The 19988-nt window shown below is 48.9% G+C and carries 13 protein-coding genes and 1 pseudogene; 2 read left to right on the plus strand and 12 right to left on the minus strand.

What is annotated here, in order from left to right; all coding sequences use genetic code 11:
* Positions 1–179: 179 nt before the first annotated feature.
* From JMJ97_RS01265 to JMJ97_RS01300, 8 genes are all read right to left on the minus strand, one after another.
* Positions 180–536 carry a DUF2304 domain-containing protein gene (locus JMJ97_RS01265; protein ID WP_117840743.1) on the minus strand — a complete coding sequence of 119 codons (357 nt, stop codon included), beginning with the start codon at positions 534–536 and terminating at the stop codon, positions 180–182.
* A complete protein-coding gene (locus JMJ97_RS01270) occupies positions 536–1282 on the minus strand; it encodes a glycosyltransferase family 2 protein (RefSeq protein WP_117840741.1) in 747 nt (248 codons plus the stop codon). The genes JMJ97_RS01265 and JMJ97_RS01270 overlap by 1 nt, the downstream gene beginning before the upstream one ends.
* Positions 1283–1887: 605 nt before the next feature.
* On the minus strand, positions 1888–3033 hold the full coding sequence (locus JMJ97_RS01275) for a glycosyltransferase family 4 protein (protein ID WP_117798345.1): 1146 nt from the start codon (positions 3031–3033) through the stop codon (positions 1888–1890).
* 33 nt (positions 3034–3066) lie between these two features.
* Complete coding sequence (locus JMJ97_RS01280) at positions 3067–3924, minus strand: LicD family protein (protein ID WP_260698875.1); 858 nt, start codon at positions 3922–3924, stop codon at positions 3067–3069.
* A 7-nt stretch (positions 3925–3931) separates the two neighbouring features.
* Positions 3932–5176 (minus strand): MATE family efflux transporter, encoded by a 1245-nt coding sequence (locus tag JMJ97_RS01285; RefSeq protein ID WP_147326478.1) that lies wholly within the window; start codon positions 5174–5176, stop codon positions 3932–3934.
* Between the two features lie 44 nt (positions 5177–5220).
* Positions 5221–6168, minus strand: a complete 948-nt coding sequence (locus JMJ97_RS01290) for a glycosyltransferase (RefSeq protein ID WP_158566237.1) — start codon at positions 6166–6168, stop codon at positions 5221–5223.
* Positions 6169–6275: 107 nt separating this feature from the next.
* Positions 6276–8345 carry a L,D-transpeptidase family protein gene (locus tag JMJ97_RS01295; RefSeq protein WP_260698876.1) on the minus strand — a complete coding sequence of 690 codons (2070 nt, stop codon included), beginning with the start codon at positions 8343–8345 and terminating at the stop codon, positions 6276–6278.
* Positions 8346–8387: 42 nt separating this feature from the next.
* A complete protein-coding gene (locus tag JMJ97_RS01300) occupies positions 8388–10559 on the minus strand; it encodes an NlpC/P60 family protein (RefSeq protein ID WP_260698877.1) in 2172 nt (723 codons plus the stop codon).
* Positions 10560–10724: 165 nt separating this feature from the next.
* Between JMJ97_RS01300 and JMJ97_RS01305 the strand changes: the two genes are divergently transcribed.
* Positions 10725–12497, plus strand: a complete 1773-nt coding sequence (locus JMJ97_RS01305; protein WP_260698878.1) for a phosphocholine cytidylyltransferase/choline kinase family protein — start codon at positions 10725–10727, stop codon at positions 12495–12497.
* Between the two features lie 2 nt (positions 12498–12499).
* Complete coding sequence (locus tag JMJ97_RS01310; RefSeq protein WP_117655878.1) at positions 12500–13441, plus strand: DMT family transporter; 942 nt, start codon at positions 12500–12502, stop codon at positions 13439–13441.
* 61 nt (positions 13442–13502) lie between these two features.
* Here the strand turns inward: JMJ97_RS01310 and JMJ97_RS01315 are convergent, their stop codons facing one another.
* From JMJ97_RS01315 to JMJ97_RS01325, 4 genes and pseudogenes are all read right to left on the minus strand, one after another.
* Positions 13503–15644, minus strand: a complete 2142-nt coding sequence (locus tag JMJ97_RS01315) for a C39 family peptidase (RefSeq protein ID WP_260698879.1) — start codon at positions 15642–15644, stop codon at positions 13503–13505.
* A gap of 100 nt (positions 15645–15744) precedes the next feature.
* Positions 15745–16698, minus strand: a complete 954-nt coding sequence (locus JMJ97_RS01320) for a PspC-like choline-binding domain-containing protein (RefSeq protein ID WP_260698880.1) — start codon at positions 16696–16698, stop codon at positions 15745–15747.
* A gap of 27 nt (positions 16699–16725) precedes the next feature.
* Positions 16726–17508: pseudogene (locus JMJ97_RS09640) on the minus strand (glycoside hydrolase family 25 protein); the annotation flags it as partial.
* Between the two features lie 232 nt (positions 17509–17740).
* Complete coding sequence (locus JMJ97_RS01325) at positions 17741–19951, minus strand: hypothetical protein (protein WP_260698881.1); 2211 nt, start codon at positions 19949–19951, stop codon at positions 17741–17743.
* Between the last annotated feature and the right edge of the window lie 37 nt (positions 19952–19988).

The following is a 19988-nucleotide window of genomic DNA, read 5'->3' on the forward strand; positions in this document are numbered from 1 at the left end:
AGGGATATCGCCTCCATTGACAAGCAAATGGCAACCCGCGATGAGAATCATCGGATTTGGTACCGATCCAGACCTCAGCAAAGGGTATAAGCAACGTTTGTATAAGGCAGATTTCCACTTTCCTCAACTAGCAACATTGAAGAACTAAAAGTAAACTGAAGCAAATAATTGTATCAAGCTCAGTCATAATAATCCAACCGATTCTCAAGCTCTTTTTCGAGCAAGGCAATCCTTTGTGTAAGGCTTTTGATTGCCAAAACATGACGGCTCACCGCAACGCTAAGGGATAGAGAGATTGCAAGCAACAGCACAATTGCACCCAGGAAGAGGAAATTGGCCGGGTTAACAAACCCAATAGCCGTGGAGCAATAAAAAATAAGCTGAGGGAATAAATCACAAAGCAAGGCCGCCATGCACATTAAAATCCAAAGCAAAGAATACTTAAGAAGCATCTTTCCTTTGGATACGAGTCGAAGAACATAAACGAGGAACCCACCAAAAAAGATGGCTGCCCCAATCCTTAGAAAAAAATTCATTATTGGTCTCCCCTATGGATCCAACACACAAGGACAATAGCAAGCGTAACTTTAATCATGTAGTAGACGGAAGAGAGGACCCCAATGGATGAACGCCCGCCCTGGCGCTCATTCATCTTTACAGGTGCCTCCATAACGGGGAGACCAAGCTTCATAGCCAAAGCTATCGATTCCGGCTCCGGATAATCATCAGGATAGCTCTTGCAGAATAAGTCGATGGCGTCTTTATTGCAGGCTCTAAAGCCAGAAGTGGGATCGGTGACCGCCTTACCTGTAAGCAACTTAAGCAAAAAAGAGAGCCACCTGATTCCAACACGACGCATAAAGGTTGATTGGAAACCGTCGGTCTCGACCAAGAATCGAGAGCCTATCGCCAGACTCGCCCCACCCTCAATCAGCTTAACAAGCTCAGGTATATAAGAAGGATCATGTTGGCCATCGCCGTCAACCTGAATGTCAATATCATAGCCAAATCTCTGAGCATACTTATGCCCCGCCTGGACCGCCCCACCGATACCAAGGTTCTGTGGGAGATCCAATATGTTGACATCATGCTCTCGACAAAGCCTAAGTGTCCCATCCTGTGAGCCGTCGTTAATTACGACATAGTCATATCCAGCAGCCTTAATAGAAGCAACGGTATTGAGAATGCATTCCTGCTCGTTATAAGCGGGAATAATTACCAGAACACGCGGATATCCTTTTGAATCTTTTGTTAAAGCAAATGACAATCGAGTTTCATCCATTCCAAATAATAGTTGGCCCTTAGCGACGCTCGAAGAAAATGCGGCCCTTACAGTCCAACGCACTGTCTAGTAATGAATAAAGTTTACAGCATCCGGACTAACCATCGCGAAGTTACATCTCAAGCTTGGATATTTAGTTTGCACGGCTGGCATACAGCTGACGTTCACCTGGAGCCCCCATCTGCCATCGCGAGATACAAATCCGCTGCGGCTCTCGCCCAATTGCGCGGTGCATAAGACTTCGACGCCATTCTAATCGGACAAAACTGCTCCAACTATCCCCCCCATCCCAACGATAGCCTTAATCTTTGGCACTAGCTTAAAGAAACACGGTCTGGGTTGATACAGGCGAGGCCAACATGCAGCAGCGACGCGACGCCGGACGCTAGCAATAAATAGGCGCCGAGACCCATGTCGGCCCCAAAGCCAGGCGCAATAACAGCGGCGTGCTTCTTGATATTCAGCGGTGCTCAAGCGAGCAAATATTCATGAAATAGGAGGAATCGACAATACCAAAATCGGCACTTATATCCAACTTCACGCAAAAGCCGAACAAAAGCCCTTGATTATCAACTTCATCCGAACAAAAGCCAGCCAAGTATCACTTAGCAAATACAAAACGCCTTCTCGACATCCATAGCAGTGGCATCCCAGTTATATCGACTTTCAACAAGCGCCCTAGAGTTTCGAGACTGAAGAGAAAGCAGCTCTCGATCATCAAAAAGCCTGCATAATGCCGAAACCACCTCATCAGATGCCATGGACCGAATTATTGTGCCGTAGCTATCATCTAAGATAAGCTCGCGTGCCCCGCCCACATCTGTTACCACTGCAGGCGTTCCGCAGGCTGAAGCTTCAAGAAGTACCGTTGAAAAGCCTTCGGAACGAGTTGGAAGACAAAGCACATCTGCTTGCTGAAGTAAGGAAGAAATATCCTCTGTGTTACATCTCCCAAGCCAAAACAAGTTAGACGAACAGGCTTCCTTGACCTCATTAGCCAGCGGACCATCCCCTGCAAGAACAAAACAAATATCACGCTTGGTAATATCTTTTGTGCGAGCCGCCTCAATAATTGAATTAATTCCCTTTTCAGGAATAAGCCGCCCGACAAAAGCTACAACCAAAGATGACTGAGGGATACCTAATTCAGATCGGAAATCTCTCCCCGAAGAAATACTCCTATAGAATGAGGCATTGATTGAGTTTGAAATGACGCCCTTTGCAGTGATATTAAAGTGCTGAAGCCATTCAACACTTTTAGAAGAAATCCCATAGAAATCAGGGTCAAACGTCTTTACGCGATCCGTAATCCAATCCTCATATCGGCGCACAAAAAAATCAAGGAGTGGCTGATTGAAGGAAAGATACGCTGAGCCGTGGTCGAGAACGACAGCCTTAGCACTATGATCCGCAGCAAACCTCAGCCCTTCGAGCGAGAGAGGGAAAAGTCTCGTGTTTATCAGAACACCATTCCACTCATAATCATCAAGGGTTTGCAGGAGTCGGTAATAATCACTGGTTTTTTTGGGAAGAGGAAGTCTTCCATCAAGTAACGGAATGCAAGGAAGACGAATTACCTCCAGGCCGTTTTCGACTGAATGACCGACTCCCACGCGCATCGAATCATTAGTAACGATAACCACCCTATCGCCGCGTGCAGTCAAGGCATGAGCGAGACCATCGACAAAATTACCAATTCCACTAAGTTGCGGGTGATAATGGTGAGTGAAAATACAAATAGAGGAGCTCATCACATAACCTCATCTGATATAGATGTCATATCCTTAATTCTGTGCCGTCCAGACTTCCCCATCTCCAAAGTCGAGCAAGAGCGGAAGATGGGTATGTCGATTATCCGGTGACGGTATTTTTTTCCAATCGCCATACATCGTTGTAAGATATTTATCCGTCATACGAGGAACAGGGAATTCACTGCCTTCGAAAACCGCGCTGCTCAGAGGGAAAATCTCTGAAATAGGCACTGGCGCCATATTCGGCCAGCTTAACGTCAGACAGTAATCAGAGACCTCACCCGTATTTGAGTCGGCAATACAGGAATCGAACAAATCCTGGTAAGAGCATGCGCCTCGAGAAACCAGTTGTTCCACCACGTGCATAGCAGAACAACCAATTTGCTCGAGTTGACCAAGGAACCCTTTATGAGGGACAACAATGGAAGAAGAATGATATAAATAGGCTCTTTTCTGTGCAATTGATGCAGTTCGGACTTGCTTTGCACGAAGGCGTTTATCTGTATAGAGCTGGTCATATGGAAAGATGTCGACAAAAATGCCCATCGAACTGGAAGCCTCTCGAGCCTCTTGATTCTCGAAGCGAGTTCCATCGCGATACACCTTAGCAAACATCGCAGCATAGCCAGTAGTATTCCGCGATGTATGGAGCGAATATCCTTCCGGTAACCCACCCTCGGCTAAAGAGCAAAAGCGGTCATAATCTGAACGCATCATTCCGATATCTATATCATCATCCCAAGGGATAAACCCCCTATGACGCATTGCTCCTAAACATGTTCCACCGTCAAGCCACCACCTGATGCCGTGCTTAGAGCAGAATGCGGCGACAACCTGAAGGATATCCAATTCAGTGTTTTGAAGCTTTAATAGCGCGTGAGCTTTAGACATCATCGGCCTATCTCTTTTCCCCGAACCATTGTTGCGTCTGTTTCCCCAAAACAGAAGACTGATAAATAAGGCAAATGGCATTGGATATAAGCGCCGATACAGTAGGGCCATTTAAGCCAAACAGCATTTGCGCAGGAGCCATAACAGCGACAGCACTAATTAAGGACAGCATGCTGCCAACAAATACCCCTCGGTAATTATCAAGAGAAACCAACAAATCGTTGACAAACCAAGCGATGCCAGTCAAAAAGGCACAAGCCAACATAGGCTGAAGGAGATCGGTATGTTTAGCTATTCCAGCGCCATAAAACAGTGACAGCAATAATTTACCGAAAAAGAAAAGGGCAACTGAAGATATGACACCGACAAAAAAGATGCCAGCAAGTATTTTACCTATGAGCGAAAAAAAGGACTTTTCTCTAGAATGGTAACGCTCTACTAGATAACCTAATAAAGGATTATAAATATAGGTCGCACCCATTTGGATAATTGCCACAGGTGCAGCAACTGATGCATAAATACCCAGAGCAGAATCTCCGAATGAATAAGATAAATACTGCCTGGGAATATTCGGCGCCGCAGAAGCAGCAATGCCGCCCAGAACGATGGGCAAACAGCTACATAGGAAGGCTCTGACCTTCGCTCGGCTAATTCCAAGCTTGATTGCAGAAATCCGATTTGATCTTGGATAATCGTAAATAACTCCGATGCCTATTGTCACTACCGTCATAAGCAACAGTGCACCTTCGAGGCTATTAAAAAATCCAAAGACAAGAATGAATGAAAGGAGAGAGCCGATGCCCTGCATTATGAGGGATTTCCCAATATAGTCCATCCTATGACCAACCTGATCATTAGCATGCATGACATCAATGACTAAGCCAGCGGTTTTATAGAGAGCATACAGAAGAATAGCGGGCACCGTACCAATACGACACGTTGCAATGGAATAGACGGCTAACATTGCAAACGCTATAAAAGTAGTAAAGAAACGAAAAGTCAGGTATTCACCAGCAGAGTTTTTCCTTTCAACATCTGCAATTTGCACCGTGTACATCCTGTATTGGGCTAATTGAGAAAACATGTTGAAAATAGACATAGCCAGCGAATAAATGCCTGCAGCACTATATCCATCAGACAGCCGAACGACCAAAATGGTGATAAGCCACTGACAGCCTAAATTAGTCAACGAACCGACGGTATTCCAGAACATATTATGTTTAATCGAAAGAGTCTTCTCTGTGGCCTTCACAAATATAAGCGCCCTTCTAAACCTGTCGAAATGAGGATACGGAGCTATCTCGCAGCTTTAAGTTCTTTTAAAATCAAAATAAACAGCCAATTCGGCACAAGACGTATAATGATATCTGCTTTAGCGATAGACGGGCAAGCTCGTCGGTATTTAAGTAAACCAATTATGGAGCGCCGCTCCCTTGCTTCAGCGAACCCCAATATTTCCTTTAGATGCGGTGAATCGGGAAATCTATCGGCAAATCGCCTAGCAGTATCAACCCTGTTTTTAACTCTTGTCGAATACCAATCATCTTTTGAAGAAACACCTGCAAGGAATCCAGTTTCGTTACCACCATGTCGACGATACTTAACCAAAGGAGTCATAGTAAAGCTGCACTTCCCCAGTTCACTGCAACCCAATGTCAACCACAAGTCATGTGCAGTCGATTCCGGAAAGGGAATCATCGACTTCGCCGCACTCGCATCTAACATGAGAGCCATACCAATGCCGTAACATACGCTTGCGGCCTGTACAGTAATATCCTCTCCAGAGCACCAATTTACTTCCGGCGAATTAGGATGAGCTTTCCTATAACTCTTTACCAGAATATTTCCGTTTTCGTCAATTACCGATCTATCACAAACATCTAGAATTGAGCCTTCTTCTAGCATATGGTTGAGCGAAACTTCAACTCTATTAGGCTCCCAAATATCATCCTGATCGCAAAGTACTACGTAATCCCCTTCCGCCAAGGAGAGCAGCGCCTCGAACGATTTGACATAACCGAGATTATTATCACCGTGATAATACCGATAGGCGTTTTTCGTTATATGCGCTTGGATAAACCGCTCTAATGAATCCGATTCAGGGCAGTCATTTCTAACTAGAAGCGTAAGCGGAAACGTTTGTTTATCTATCGAATCAAGTTGTTCCGCGAAAAACTTAAGATCGGGTTTATAAGCTGAGAGAAGTACGCATACGCCAATATCATTTCCCATTTCTATTTCCAAAAATCCTCCCAAATTCATTGCTAAAGATTATCAAAGCACCCTCAGTTAAAAGAAACTCTTTTAAAAATAGAGTATTTATCCCTGTCTCTTAAAACGAGTGCCTAATATCAATAAGTAACAACCTTTGTTCCATAAGGAATGTTATCGTAAATCCATTTTGCATTCTGAATCTCAAGGCGTACGCATCCAGCAGAGGATGAAACGCCCATCGTGGGATCCATCACGCGGTTGCTGTTGACGTAGTAGGGTGAGGAATGGAATAAGTAATCACCATAGAACTGCGTGTAGTAATAGCAAGTATATCCATGCCCAAAGGAATATCCCTTTCCGTAGACTTGATACTCCCCTATCACCGTAGGTGTGCTAGCTTTTCCCGTCGAACATACATATCGACGGTTTAAGGACCAGTTATTCCAAGATCCAGTGTAAATACTCGTAATGCAACGCGACGTATCGACAAGTATCAGCCAATTTGTATTGCTTGAATAACTTTGAGCTTTAGCATCCATATAGTCTGACACCCACGCGCCGTTTGCCATAAAGTAATTCCAGGACCCGTCCACAACGCGCCAGCCAGTAGCCATAGCGCCGCTAGCGTCAAGCCAATACCAGGTGCCGCCCAGATTGAGCCATCCCGTCTGCATGAAACCAGACGAATTCAGGTAATACCAAGATCCGTTAACGGCAACCCAACCGGTTTTCATAGCATAAGTGGACGGATCTAAATAGAACCAGGAGCCATCCTTGTACAGCCAGCCAGATCGTGCATAGCCAGCGGTCTCATCAAAAAAGTACCATTTTCCGTTAACGTTCTTCCATCCAGCGCAGGGGGAGCCATCGGTTGGATCAGCATAGAACTTACAGCCTCCAAGCATCACAAACCCGTGAGCTTCGACCAATTCGCCATCGCCGTTTGATGTAAACAGTTTTCCATTACGCAATGCTCCACACAATGAGCAATCAGAACCAGCAAAAGCCTTAGATGGCTCATCCTGAACCGAGTCCTGGACATCTACCCATTCACGACAAGCAACAGCGCCTGAAGCTTTTGCATAATAGCTTTTCCCATTTACAGAAAAATGATCAAGAAGCATTTTACCGTCGGCGGCAGGATCGAGATAATAGTATTGACCACCGTCCTTCAGCCATTCAGTCTTTATAATGCCCGACGCTTGAGAAGGCTCAGCGTAATACCAGTCTCCATTGCTCATAAACCAGCCAAGTGACAACGCTCCCGTTGAAGAAAAATGATACCGGTTGGATCCGATGACATAAAAGCCGGTAGCCATTCTATTGTCATTTGCGACATCGAGCCAATACCAAACGCCGTTCACCAAACGCCAGCCCGATGCAAGTGCGCCGGAACCGTCAGCGTAATACCAGTCCGTCCCATCAAACGCCCAACCAACAGCCATTGCGCCGGAATCCGATAAATAGTAAAGAGACGAACCGACAGAAACGATTCCTCTAGACATAACACCATCATTGGCGGGATCAAGCCAATACCAATTATTGCTAGTTTGAAACCAGCCGGTTAAGACTTCACCATTGTTACCCCAATACCATAAACCGTTATCAAGGCACCAACCATTAATCAGTCCATAGGTTCCAAGAAGATAAGGGTGCCCATCAATAACACGTCGACCAGTAGCCATAGAACAGCTGTCAAGGGAGTCAAACCAGTACCATTGGCCTCCGATAAACTGCCAACCACTTGCCAAAGCGCCTGATGGACCCGCGTAATACCACTTATTTTCAGTAAAAATCCAGCCGCAGCTCATTGCGCCATCACGAGCGGAGTCCAAGTAGTACAACGAGTCGTCAATATTCTGCATTCCGGTCAAACGACAGCCGTCAAGATAGTAGTACCAGGACAAACCGTTCCATTGCCATCCAGATAGTTTTTCTGTCGTCGACAGGTCTTGACTTTCGACAACCTGTAGGCTCGAATCTTCCGTTGTTTTGCCGGCACAATCACTGGAGTCTTGAGAGCAACCGCCACCGACAAATGCTCCCGACCCTCCTGTCGAGTCGCGCTCTACGACACCGTTATCCGCCCCCTCTTCCACGGCATAGGCAGTGCAAGAAAATGCGGGGACGGAAACTGAGAGCAAGGCGGAAAATAGCATCAAGCCAATTACTCGCCAACAAATTCGATGTTCAATCCAGACATTCATTCCAGGCCCCCAACCGATATCGACCGGCTTGCAGCAAATCAATTAAATAAACGGACGGGCTGCGCCGATCACATTTCCCCTTGCGCTAATGGAATGAATTCCGACGCCCTGATGAGGCCAGGAGTCAATCATCATACCGCCGCCAAGTGCAATTGCGATATGCCCGCGATAATAAATCACATCGCCACGCTGAATTGAGTTCGCACTCACGGGCATAAAGATATTACTTCGATACCAATTCATGGAATTGTAGGTTTGGCTTGGATCCCAGCGATGGTTATAAGGGTTGTAAACACCCATATCCATGCCAGTAGCATAAAGGCACTGCAAGACAAAACCAGAGCAATCAACAGCTCCACCGGGAGCGGTAGACCAAGGCTCAATATATTGCGTACCAATATACTCATAGGCGCGCTGGATAAAGGCGTTCACGCAATCTTCCCGCGTTGCCTCGACAGAGATGCGAGAAGGGGTCACATAGGTAAAGTATCCGGTGCAATAGCTAGGCAGCTGAACAGTCCAAGAACTGACCTGAGGATACTGGGATGGATTTTGCCAGCCAACTTTGTCGCACTGGCCATCGCTCCAGAAAACTCGACGAACGCCATCGATGGTCCTTGCGCCCGTTGCCATAGCGCCGCTGCCGTCTAACCAATACCACTTACCCGAATCTTTAAGCCAGCCAACATGCATGCTTCCATTGGACTCAAGGTAATACCATGTTCCATTCAGGCATTTCCAACCAGTTGCCATTTTTCCGTCAGCATTTAGGTAATACCATGCACCGCCAGTAAAAACCCATCCGGTCTTCAACACGCCAGAATCGGCATCAAGCCAATACCAATCGCCGTCAATCTGTAGCCATCCAAGATGAATGGCACCCGTTCCGGGCTCAGCGTAAAACCTTAGATTTGCGACATTAACCCAGCCGGACGCAACCTGCCAACCATCAGCTCCAGCGGTTTTTAGGATAGTGCCATTTTCGCGAATCACATCCTTGCAAAGATATCCATTATCATCAGCGTATCTATCAACGCCATCATTAACGGTAACCCAACTTGAAACCACAAGCCTACCGCTCTGGTTTGCAAAACAATCGTTGCCGTCCACCTCAAATAAGCCCGTTTTCATGAGATGGCTAACAGGGTCCAGGTAATACCAGCTTGTGCCTTCTTTATACCAGCCAGAAATAAGTGCACCAGATTGGGAGGCGAAATACCAGCCGTCCTCGACCTGAGCCCAACCAACAGCCATAGCCCCGTTAGGCTTTAAATAATAAGCTGCATTGCCAAGGTCTAAATACCCAACGGACATCTTACCATCGGAAGCTGGGTCGAGATAATACCAAGCGCCGTTAACGAGTTTCCAGTCAGTGGCCGCAATACCGTTAGTGCAGTAATACCAATCTACTCCGTCTTTGTACCATCCATTTGCGAGACCATAGTCACCAAAAATGTAGGTTCTTCCATCAATCTTTTGACGACCCTTAAACATGATGAACGTCTGTGGGTCAAAATAATAGCGAGCCCCACCTATCGTTTGCCATGACGAAGCAAGGGCACCCGATGAATAAGCCCAGTACCAATTCCCGTCAACGAGAATCCAGCCGGTTTTCATAGCACCAGTGGCATCTAAATAGTATTTCCCGCTCCCGAGGTCGACAAAACCAACCTGCATTATATGGGTGGCAGGATCCAGGTAATACCATGTGCCGTCTTGATAAAACCAACCAGCAGCTAAATCGCCTCCAGCATTGGCATAAAACCAATTTCCATCTGAGTTACGTAGCCAGCAGTTCTGATATAGCGCGCCAAAAGGCGTTGCGGCATTGCCGTCATTCGCATAAAACGAAGCAGTCGATCCGCCAGCATCGGTCACATTGAAATAACCTGTCTGCATTGCACCATCATTGGCTGGATCAAGCCAATACCAATAGCCCCCGCTTTGCAGCCAGCCAGTTTGGTGTTTACCGTTTTTTCCGTAATACCAAACTCCAGACGACTCGTCTCGTTGCCAGCCATCTTTTATGACGGAAGAATTATCAGGTTGCAAATCATCGGAAACCACAGAAGAAAAAACCGCTTTTGACTCAATACTCTGAGCCTCAACGGAATCCTGTGCAAACGCGACATTCGCACTCAGGGGCAAGCAGCAAGCAGTGATTAATGACGCAGCAGCACAAACAAGCGTGGCCTTCTTTTCGAATCGATACATAAGCGACCCTCCCAGATATCTCATTTATTTATTTTAATCCACATTCCAAGATTGATTTTCGTTACTGTCTGTTCAGTCTATGTAGATTAATATATTAAATTGAACATAACGTTCAATCATTCTATTCTTTCCCTAAGCAATGAACATCTTAATTGGAGGCCTGCAGTGGAACTGACCAAGCGTAACTTTACAGTTCTATACGAATACTTAAAGAACCCATATGCCAGCCAGCGAGAAGTCGCCGAGCGCACCGGCCTTTCACTTGGATCAGTAAACGCAGCAAATAAAGAGCTTACGAATGAGGGCCTTCTCGAATCGGACAGCCTAACCGACAATGGTTACGAAGCACTTCACCCCTATAAGGTTGAAAACGCAGTGATATTAGCTGCGGGGCTTTCGAGCCGCTTTGCTCCTATTTCGTATGAAAAGCCCAAAGGCCTTTTAAAAGTACGTGGTGAGATTCTCATTGAGCGTCAGATTAGGCAGCTGCAAGACGCGGGTATCAGCAATATCACCGTCGTTGTCGGCTATAAAAAAGAGTATTTCTTCTATCTTGAAAGCAAGTTCGGCGTTTCGATTGTCGTCAACAACGAATACGCATCCAAAAATAACCACGCATCGCTTATGTGCGTAAAAGAGCGGCTTGGCAACACCTACATTTGCTCAAGCGATGATTACCTTCTAAACAATCCGTTTGAAGCATATGTTTGGAAAGCATTTTATTCTGCTCAATATGCTGAAGGCGCCACCAAAGAATGGTGCATTCAAACGGGAGCAATGGATAGAATCACCAATGTTACGATTGGCGGTTCCGATGCTTGGTATATGCTCGGACATGTCTACTTTGATAAAGCCTTCTCACTTGCATTTAAGCAGATTCTTGAAACGGAATATAACAAGCCCGAAACAACGGACAAGCTTTGGGAAGATCTATATATCGAGCACATCAAGGAGCTCGATATGGTGATCAAAAAGTATCCTGAGGGCGAGATTAACGAATTCGATTCTCTTGATGAGCTGCGTGTCTTTGATCCGCATTTTATCGAAAACGTTGACTCCGACATTTTCGATAACATCGAGCAAGTGCTCGGCTGTTCCAAATCAGAGATTCACGACGTTTATCCCCTTAAACAAGGCCTTACGAATCTATCGTGCCACTTTAGAACCAATGATGGAGAGTACGTTTACCGCCATCCGGGAGTCGGAACCGAACTGCTTATTAACAGAAATGGAGAAGTAGCCGCACTTAAAAAGGCCAAGGAACTCGGCCTTGACGATACGTTCATTCATGAGGACCCAAAGCGCGGTTGGAAAATTTCGAAGTTTGTACCCAACGCAAAGCAGCCTGATCCGCACGATGCTGCCCAAATGAATCGAATGATGCAGATGTGTCGTTCGCTTCACGAGAGCGTTGCAAATGTCGAAACCGAATTTGACTTCTACCTCGAAGCGAAGCGCTACGAATCACTTCTTCTGGAAAAAGGTCCCATCGACATTCCAGGCTACAGGGAAATGGCCGCCGAAATCGATGAATTGGAGCACTTTGTTCAGGCCGACAATGCGCCAAAATGCCTTTGTCACAATGACTTCTTTTACCTCAATTTCCTTATCGATGAAAACGACAAGTACTATCTCATTGACTGGGAATATGCTGGCATGAGCGATTACGCGAACGATTTTGGAACGTGCAGTGTCTGCTGTGAGCTTTCCGAAGATGAAGTCGACCGCGCGCTTGATGCATATTTTGGGCGCAAGGCAACAAACAACGAAATTGCGCATAACTATGCGCACATTGCCCTTGCAGGATGGTGCTGGTACCTCTGGTCTCTTCTGAAAGAAGCCGAAGGCGACTTCGTGGGCGAATGGCTCTATATCTACTTCAATTACGGTGCCAAATACCTCAAAAAGGCACTGGAGATCTATCGGAAAGGTGAGTAACGATGCAATTCGGCTTTTTTAGCGGTCTTCTTTGGGGCCTTGATACAGTAATTCTTGGAATCGGCTTGGCGCTTGCGCCCTATATTGGATCGGCGGAAGCGCTTGCATGCGCCTCCATTGCGGGATCCTTTCTCCATGATGCCTTCTGTGCAATTTGGCTCTTTGGCTACATGGGAGTCCGAGGCAGACTAAAAGACACGCTCGCTGCACTTAAAACTCGTTCGGGCAAGGTCGTCATCGCCGGCGCCCTACTCGGTGGACCTATCGGAATGACCGGCTACGTATTGGCAATTAATAACATCGGAGCTGCCTACACGGCAATCATCTCCGCCTTCTATCCCGCAGTCGGAGCATTCCTTTCCTTCGTACTGCTGAAGGAGAAAATGGGCAAAGGCCAGATTCTTTCCCTTCTCGTTGCTCTTTGCGGTGTAATGACGATGGGCTATCTATCGGCCGGATCGAGCGAGATTGCAAATGCCCCCCTCGGCTTACTCGGCGCGGTGCTTGCCGTTATTGGATGGGGATCCGAAGCGGTGCTGTGCGCATGGGGAATGAAAGATGATGCCGTTGATGACGAAACAGCTTTGCAAATCCGCGAAACTACAAGTGCGCTTGTTTATGGAGCGCTCGTACTCCCCCTCTTCGGAGCATGGCATTTCACGTTGGGCGCTATCCCAAGCATGCCCACATTGATTATTGCACTCGCCGGACTCGCAGGAACTGCATCCTATCTGTTCTATTACAAGGGCATTGCGGCAATCGGAGCAGCGCGTGCGATGGCTCTGAATATCTCCTATTCGGCATGGTCAGTGGTCTTTGGCCTGATCTTGCTTGGAACAATTCCCGACATGGCATCCGTAATCTGCTGCGTTGTAATTGTATGCGGAACAGTTTTGGCAGCCAGTAACTGGGACGAACTATTTGGACGTAAGAAGACGGCGTAGCTAGATTAACAAAGTAGCAAAAGGGGAGAGCTCGTCGAGCTCTCCCCTTTTAGCATCATGGCTATTCAATTACCACGGCCTGGCTATCCATCTGTTGCCACGTGCCGAAGAACACTTGGGCATTTCGCGTAACATTGCCGTTAATCGAATCCGAAAGATAGACAATTCCCTGCTCGTCATCATAGCCTTTAAGAACTACGGCATGATTACCGCCCCACAGACCATAGGAATGCCCGTTATACCAACGCGCAGCATAACGGCCTCCTGGCCAACTTCCCCATTCGGTATTCCACATCTCAACAGGTTGACCACAGGTCAGCCTGTTCTTAATGGAAGAAATTGACGAGAAAGAAACGTCTTTTGCCTGCTTGCCACTTCCAGCAGCACGCAGAAAGTTATTACCAGCAATAGTAATCGCAGGTGCGACGCATCCCATGAGACCCCCGCTGCTACGCCTTGGATTGCCATCAAAAGCGGTAACAAAATTGCCATTGCTTCCCTTGGGCAAATAGTAATCCGCAATAATCGTCTTACCTAAACCGAAACCATAGTAGTTAAGCAAGTTTGTAAGGGCAACCGACTCACAGCCAGTAGGAAGTTCCGGGTACTGCGAATAGCACGGGACATCGACCCAAGCGCCAACCATTGCGCCGGATGAACTGAACTTGTAGTCAGTAGAGCCGATCCAATACCAACCGTTACTCAACATTACTCCCCCACGTGCGACATCAAGGTAATACCATGTGCCCCCAAGGGAAAGCCATCCCGTTTTCATCGCGCCAGAAGCGGAATCCAGCCAGTACCAGTTGCTGCCATCGTTAAGCCAGCCGGTCGCCATTCGACCATCCGGGTTAAAGTAATACCAAGACCCAGCAATTTGCTGCCACCCAGTCAGAATTACTCCACTAGCAGAACAATAATATCGAGCACCCTGACTCTCAATCCAACCAGTTCTGGCATTACCGTCGTCGTCAATCAGCTGGATTCCCGAATCGGTCATGATGCCTTTAAGGTCAATTGCGCCGCTGGATGACGAATGATACATCCAAGACCCATCACAGTTTGACCAGCAATTAGCCATCATCTTGCCGGTACTATTAAATATGTATTCACATGATCCGATAGTTTGAACGCCCGTGGCCATGGCGTGCGTCGAGGGATCGAGCCAGTACCACGCACCGTTTAGGTTGAGCCAGCCGGAGGCGAGGGCGCCGGAGCCAGTCGCGTAGTACCAGGTCCCGCCGTCGAGGACCCATCCGGTCGCCATCGAGCCGGAGGCGCTGAACCAGTACGCTGAGCCGTTGCACGCGTGGAGGCCCGTCACCATGGCGCCGCCCGCGTCGGGGTCGAGCCAGTACCAGGAACCGCCGGTGTAAAGCCAGCCGGTCGAGGCGATACCGTCAGCGAACCAGTACCAGGAGCCGTCGACGAGGCCCCAGCCGTTAAGGGGGCCGCAGCTGCCGAAGTAGCGGCGGACGCCCTGCGCGTCCGTCTGGTAGCCCGTCAGCATGGCACCCGTCCGGGCGTCGAAGCAGTAGGGCACGCCGCCGACGGATACGGGGCCGCGCGCCAGCGCGCCGGAGCCAGTCGCGTAGTACCAGGTCCCGCCGTCGAGGACCCACCCGGTCGACATCGCGCCGGACGAATTAAACCAGTACAGGGAGCCGTTGCACTCGTGAAGGCCGGTAGCCATGGCATGGGTGGAGGGATCAAGCCAGTACCAGGCGCTGCCGACGTAGGCCCAACCGGAGGCGAGGGCGCCGGAGCCCGTCGTGTAGTACCAGGTACCGCCGTCGAGGACCCACCCGGTCGCCATCGCGCCGGAGGCGTCAAACCAGTACGCGGAGCCATTGCACTCATGGAGCCCGATGGCCATGGCATGCGTCGAGGGGTCGAGCCAATACCAGGCCCCATTGGTATAGAGCCAGCCAGAATGCAACGAGACCGGATTGACTGAATCCACATAGAACCAGTTGCCGTCAAACGAATTCCAACCCAGATTCCATTTAACGGATTCTTGAGCAGGACCATCATCAATTGAATCGGAAGGAGAAAGAGTCGAGGGGACGGATTGCCGCTCAAAATCAGTAGGGATGGAGGAGCTTATGGGTTCTGCGTTCGCGATATCAACCACACCGGGTCCAGCGAGCAGTAGAGTTGAAAGAATGATTAGGATTAATGTTATTTGCTTTTTCCTTGCCATGTGCAGCCCCCAGTAGTTACCAATTTTTATATAAACATAGTCTACAAATGGATAGCTAAGAGCAATATGTAATTAGAAAAAAGCAATTAAGGAAGAGTTGCTAGCCGAGCCAAGCGCCATTACTAGCAAAAGAGTATTTCACCCCATCGATTTCTTGAACACCCGTAGTCATAGCGTGCGTCGAGGGGTCAAGCCAGTACCAGGCGCCGCCGACGTAGGCCCAGCCGGAGGTGAGGGCGCCGGAGCCCGTCGCGTAGTACCATGTGCCGCCGTCGAGGACCCATCCGGTCGCCATCGAGCCGGAGCCGTTGAACCAGTACATGGAGCCGTTGCACCCATGGAGCCCGGTGGCCATGGCGTGCGTCGAGGGATCGAGCCAGTACCACGCACCGTTTAGGCTGAGCCAGCCGGAGGCGAGGGCGCCGGAGCCCGTCGCGTAGTACCAGGTGCCGCCGTCGAGGACCCATCCGGTCGCCATCGCGCCGGAGTCATAGAACCAGTACGCGGAGCCGTGGCACGAATGGAGGCCCGTCGCCATGGCGCCGCCCGCGTCGGGCTCGAGCCAGTACCAGGAACCGCCGGTGTAAAGCCAGCCGGTCGAGGCGATACCGTCAGCGAACCAGTACCAGGAGCCGTCGACGAGGCCCCAGCCGTTAAGGGGGCCGCAGCTGCCGAAGTAGCGGCGGACGCCCTGCGCGTCCGTCTGGTAGCCCGTCAGCATGGCACCCGTCCGGGCGTCGAAGCAGTAGGGCACGCCGCCGACGGATACGGGGCCGCGCGCCAGCGCGCCGGAGCCAGTCGCGTAGTACCAGGTCCCGCCGTCGAGGACCCACCCGGTCGCCATCGCGCCGGACGAATTAAACCAGTACAGGGAGCCGTTGCACTCGTGAAGGCCGGTAGCCATGGCACCGCCCACGTCGGGCTCGAGCCAGTACCAGGTGCCACCCTGGCACAACCATCCGGTATACGCTTTGCCGTCAGAGGTTGCGTAATACCAAGTGCCCTCTTTTAACTGCCAGTAATAAAGAGAGACATCAACATACGCGTAATTCATATCAACGTTTCCGCTAATACCAGAAACTTTTCCGCGGCTTGTATACTGCCAAAAGCTGTAACTGCCGGTATAGTGACATTGGGAGTTGTATTGAGCAATCCAATGATCCCAAGAACCGCTCTTAAATACAGGGTCGGTCAATATATTGTTAAACCAATTTAGGTTTGCATAAATGCCTGGCTTATATCCAGCACTAGAAATCTTATTACAGAATATCTGAGCTCTAGATGCAATTCCGGATTGACGACCATCTGCAATAATTGTCTTGTCCTCAAGATCGTAATACACCGGTAGCCTAGGATTGCGCCCCGATAGGCAGTCAATCACCATGGACGCCTCATCGGCTGCCTGTTGATTATCAAAAGCATATGAATAGATATAGACGCCGTAAGGAATTCCGAGTCGCTCGCACTCAGAAATATTTCGATTAAATTGATAGTCAACTCGACCGCCCCAAGATGGAGCGCCAAATCCAACACGCAGTATAGCGAAATCGATACCAGAAGCCTTAACAGCATTCCAGTCAATACGTCCTTGATGCTCACTGACATCGATGCCCTGCGCCGTAGCCCCATCGGGAAGAATGTCCATGGACAATAAGGCTATTCCATCTTCTTCGGAAGAAGCATCCTCTGCGACCAATTGTCCATCCTCATAACGCCAGGAATTCTCAACTAGGGACCGCGCAGCTTCCGCGTTCGAGGGAAAAACAAACACAGAAATGGGCGCAAGGACCATCAGCACCAACAATGCCGAAAATAACTTAAGATGTTTGCTCATGTAAACCTCGTCATTCGTTCTTGTTTGCATCTAGCTTACAGCATGGCTGTGAAAGATTTCCGAACATCCAACTGGACAAGGCGCCATCTAGGACGACAAATAACTGCACGCAATACCACAATGTAAACAAGAACTTCCCAGCAAGGTGAAACCAAGGACTCCTGGTCCCTACTCTTTGCCCAAAGAATGCCGACATCAGTTAGCTTTCAAACTAGACGTCAAAAAGGCAGGGGGCCCAGAGAGTCCCCTACAACTCGGAATTCTAACGAATCAATATTACTTTCGATGGACCCAAAGCAGTCAAACCAGAAATACGGTTTCCATAACCGTCACTATGCCAAAACAAGTTTTCGCTCGGCGAATTGCCCCAGAAAAAACCGATATGACTATCGTCCGCATATGGATTGTAAGGATTGAAAAATACAATATCCCCCTTACGAGCCAAACCACTACGCAACAACTCATCAATAGAGTTGAAATAAGTCACGTTCGCGCATGTATCGATAGCGTAGCCATACCAACGATACGCGTTAACGCAGCCGCCCCTTCCGGGACCCCCACTCCAAGGCGAATGGCTCTGCTCAGCGGCAATGGGAGCTAAATTACCGCCCGCCTTCATATATGCATGCGATACAAATCCGCCGCAGTTCATACCGGTATACCCGTCCCAACGAGGATCACCCTTTGGATACATGCATGATTCTTGGCTAAGATGCGTATCATAGCGTGTTCCACGGTAATAGCCGTCGTTTTCGTGGCTCATAAGCCAATTGACCAGGCTGGACCTATTGACCCCCAAAACAGAACCAGACGTATTCAACCATGCACCGCTTGCATTGAAGTAGTAGTCAACGCCATCGATTTTCAGCCACCCATTAGCAAACATGGCACCCGAAGGCTGGAGCCAGTACCACGTACCGCCGTCATTAAGCCATCCAGTTTTCATCTTGAATGTGGAAGGGTCCATCCAATACCACGCACCGTTGACATATTGCCAACCAGACTTAAGGACACCATTGGAAGATGCGTAGTACCAAGTATTACCGTTTTCATCAGAAGCGTCATTCGACATAATCCAACCAGATGCCACATTAACGACACCGTTTGCGTCCGCATAGAAAACTGCGTCTCCAATATGAATTGCACCTGGCAATGAAGACAAGTCGGCACGATCGGCGATTACGGGAGATCCATCAGATGAAGTAGGCAACGGCTCGCTCAGTGCTCCAGACGAATTCGCCCATGACATACCGTCGCTCAAGTTGATCCAGCACGAAGATGCCATCGCACCAGAATCATAAGAATAATAGCGCGTGTCGCCTACCGTATATTCACCAGTACGCATTGCGCCGGACACCTCATCAAGGTAATACCAGGCGCTTCCGGACTTTATCCATCGCCCTCGTTGAATTGCTCCGCTTGATGCGGCGTAGTACCAAGTATTATCAGCAAGTGCCCAGCCTGTTGCCATGGCACCTGAACTCGTAAGGAAATAGGAGGATGTACCCACTTGCACAAAGCCCGTGAGCATAATATGGCTTCCTGGATCCAGGTAATACCAAGAATTCCCTAGAAGTAACCAGCCTCCATGCAGCAAGCCGTTGGAGTCAGCGTAATACCAGTTGTTGTCAATAAGCGCCCACTGGGAGGAGAGCATGGCCCCCGATCCGTTAAAGATATAAGGGGTTCCATTGCATGCATTCAACCCGGTGGCCATAGAACCGTCCGCAGGATCAAGCCAATACCAACGGCCCCCATCCGAGAGCCAGCCCTTTACCAGGGCGCCAGAGCCGGAAAAATAATGCCAGACGGAAGCATCAAGATGCCATCCGATAAGCATTGCGCCAGAAGAGGAGAATCCATACGTAGCTCCCCCGATCTGCAGCATCGAGTCGTGGACCATCTTGCCTTCATCATCCAGCCAATACCAGTTGTTGCCGTCTGAAAGCCAGCCTTTTACCATGGCGCCAGAACTGGAGAAATAACGCCAAGCAAAAGTGGAGCCCGTAGAATCTAGGTACCAGCCGACACGCATTGCACCCGAAGAGGAGAATCCATAAGTCGCACCCCCGACTTGGACCAATCCATCCTGAGCCATTCGACCTTCGTCGTCGAACCAGTACCAGCTACCGTTTATATGTCTCCAAGAAGAAACAGCGATCGTTCCGTCGGACAAGCCCCAACGCCAAAAACCAGCCCCTTCTTCGGGTGATATCCACCCCTGATGCCAAACAATTTGATTCGAAACCTCAGAAGGGATCTCATTATCCATCTGAGAGTTCTGCTCGACAGCGAAGGTCGATTCGCGCTGAACATCAACGCCTGACTCGACAGAAGCAATAGCAACGTTAGATGCGGGACCTTCGTCAGTGTTATTCAAATCAAGGGCGTATAACATCGAGGGCGAACCCAAAAGGAGCCCCAAAGAAACAAGGCCCGAAAAGACCAGCACCCCGAATGACCATTTCTTCATAGCAGCACAGTATCCAATCACGCAGTGGCCCCGTCAC

The organism is Collinsella aerofaciens, from assembly GCF_025289055.1.
Taxonomy (GTDB): Bacteria; Actinomycetota; Coriobacteriia; order Coriobacteriales; family Coriobacteriaceae; genus Collinsella.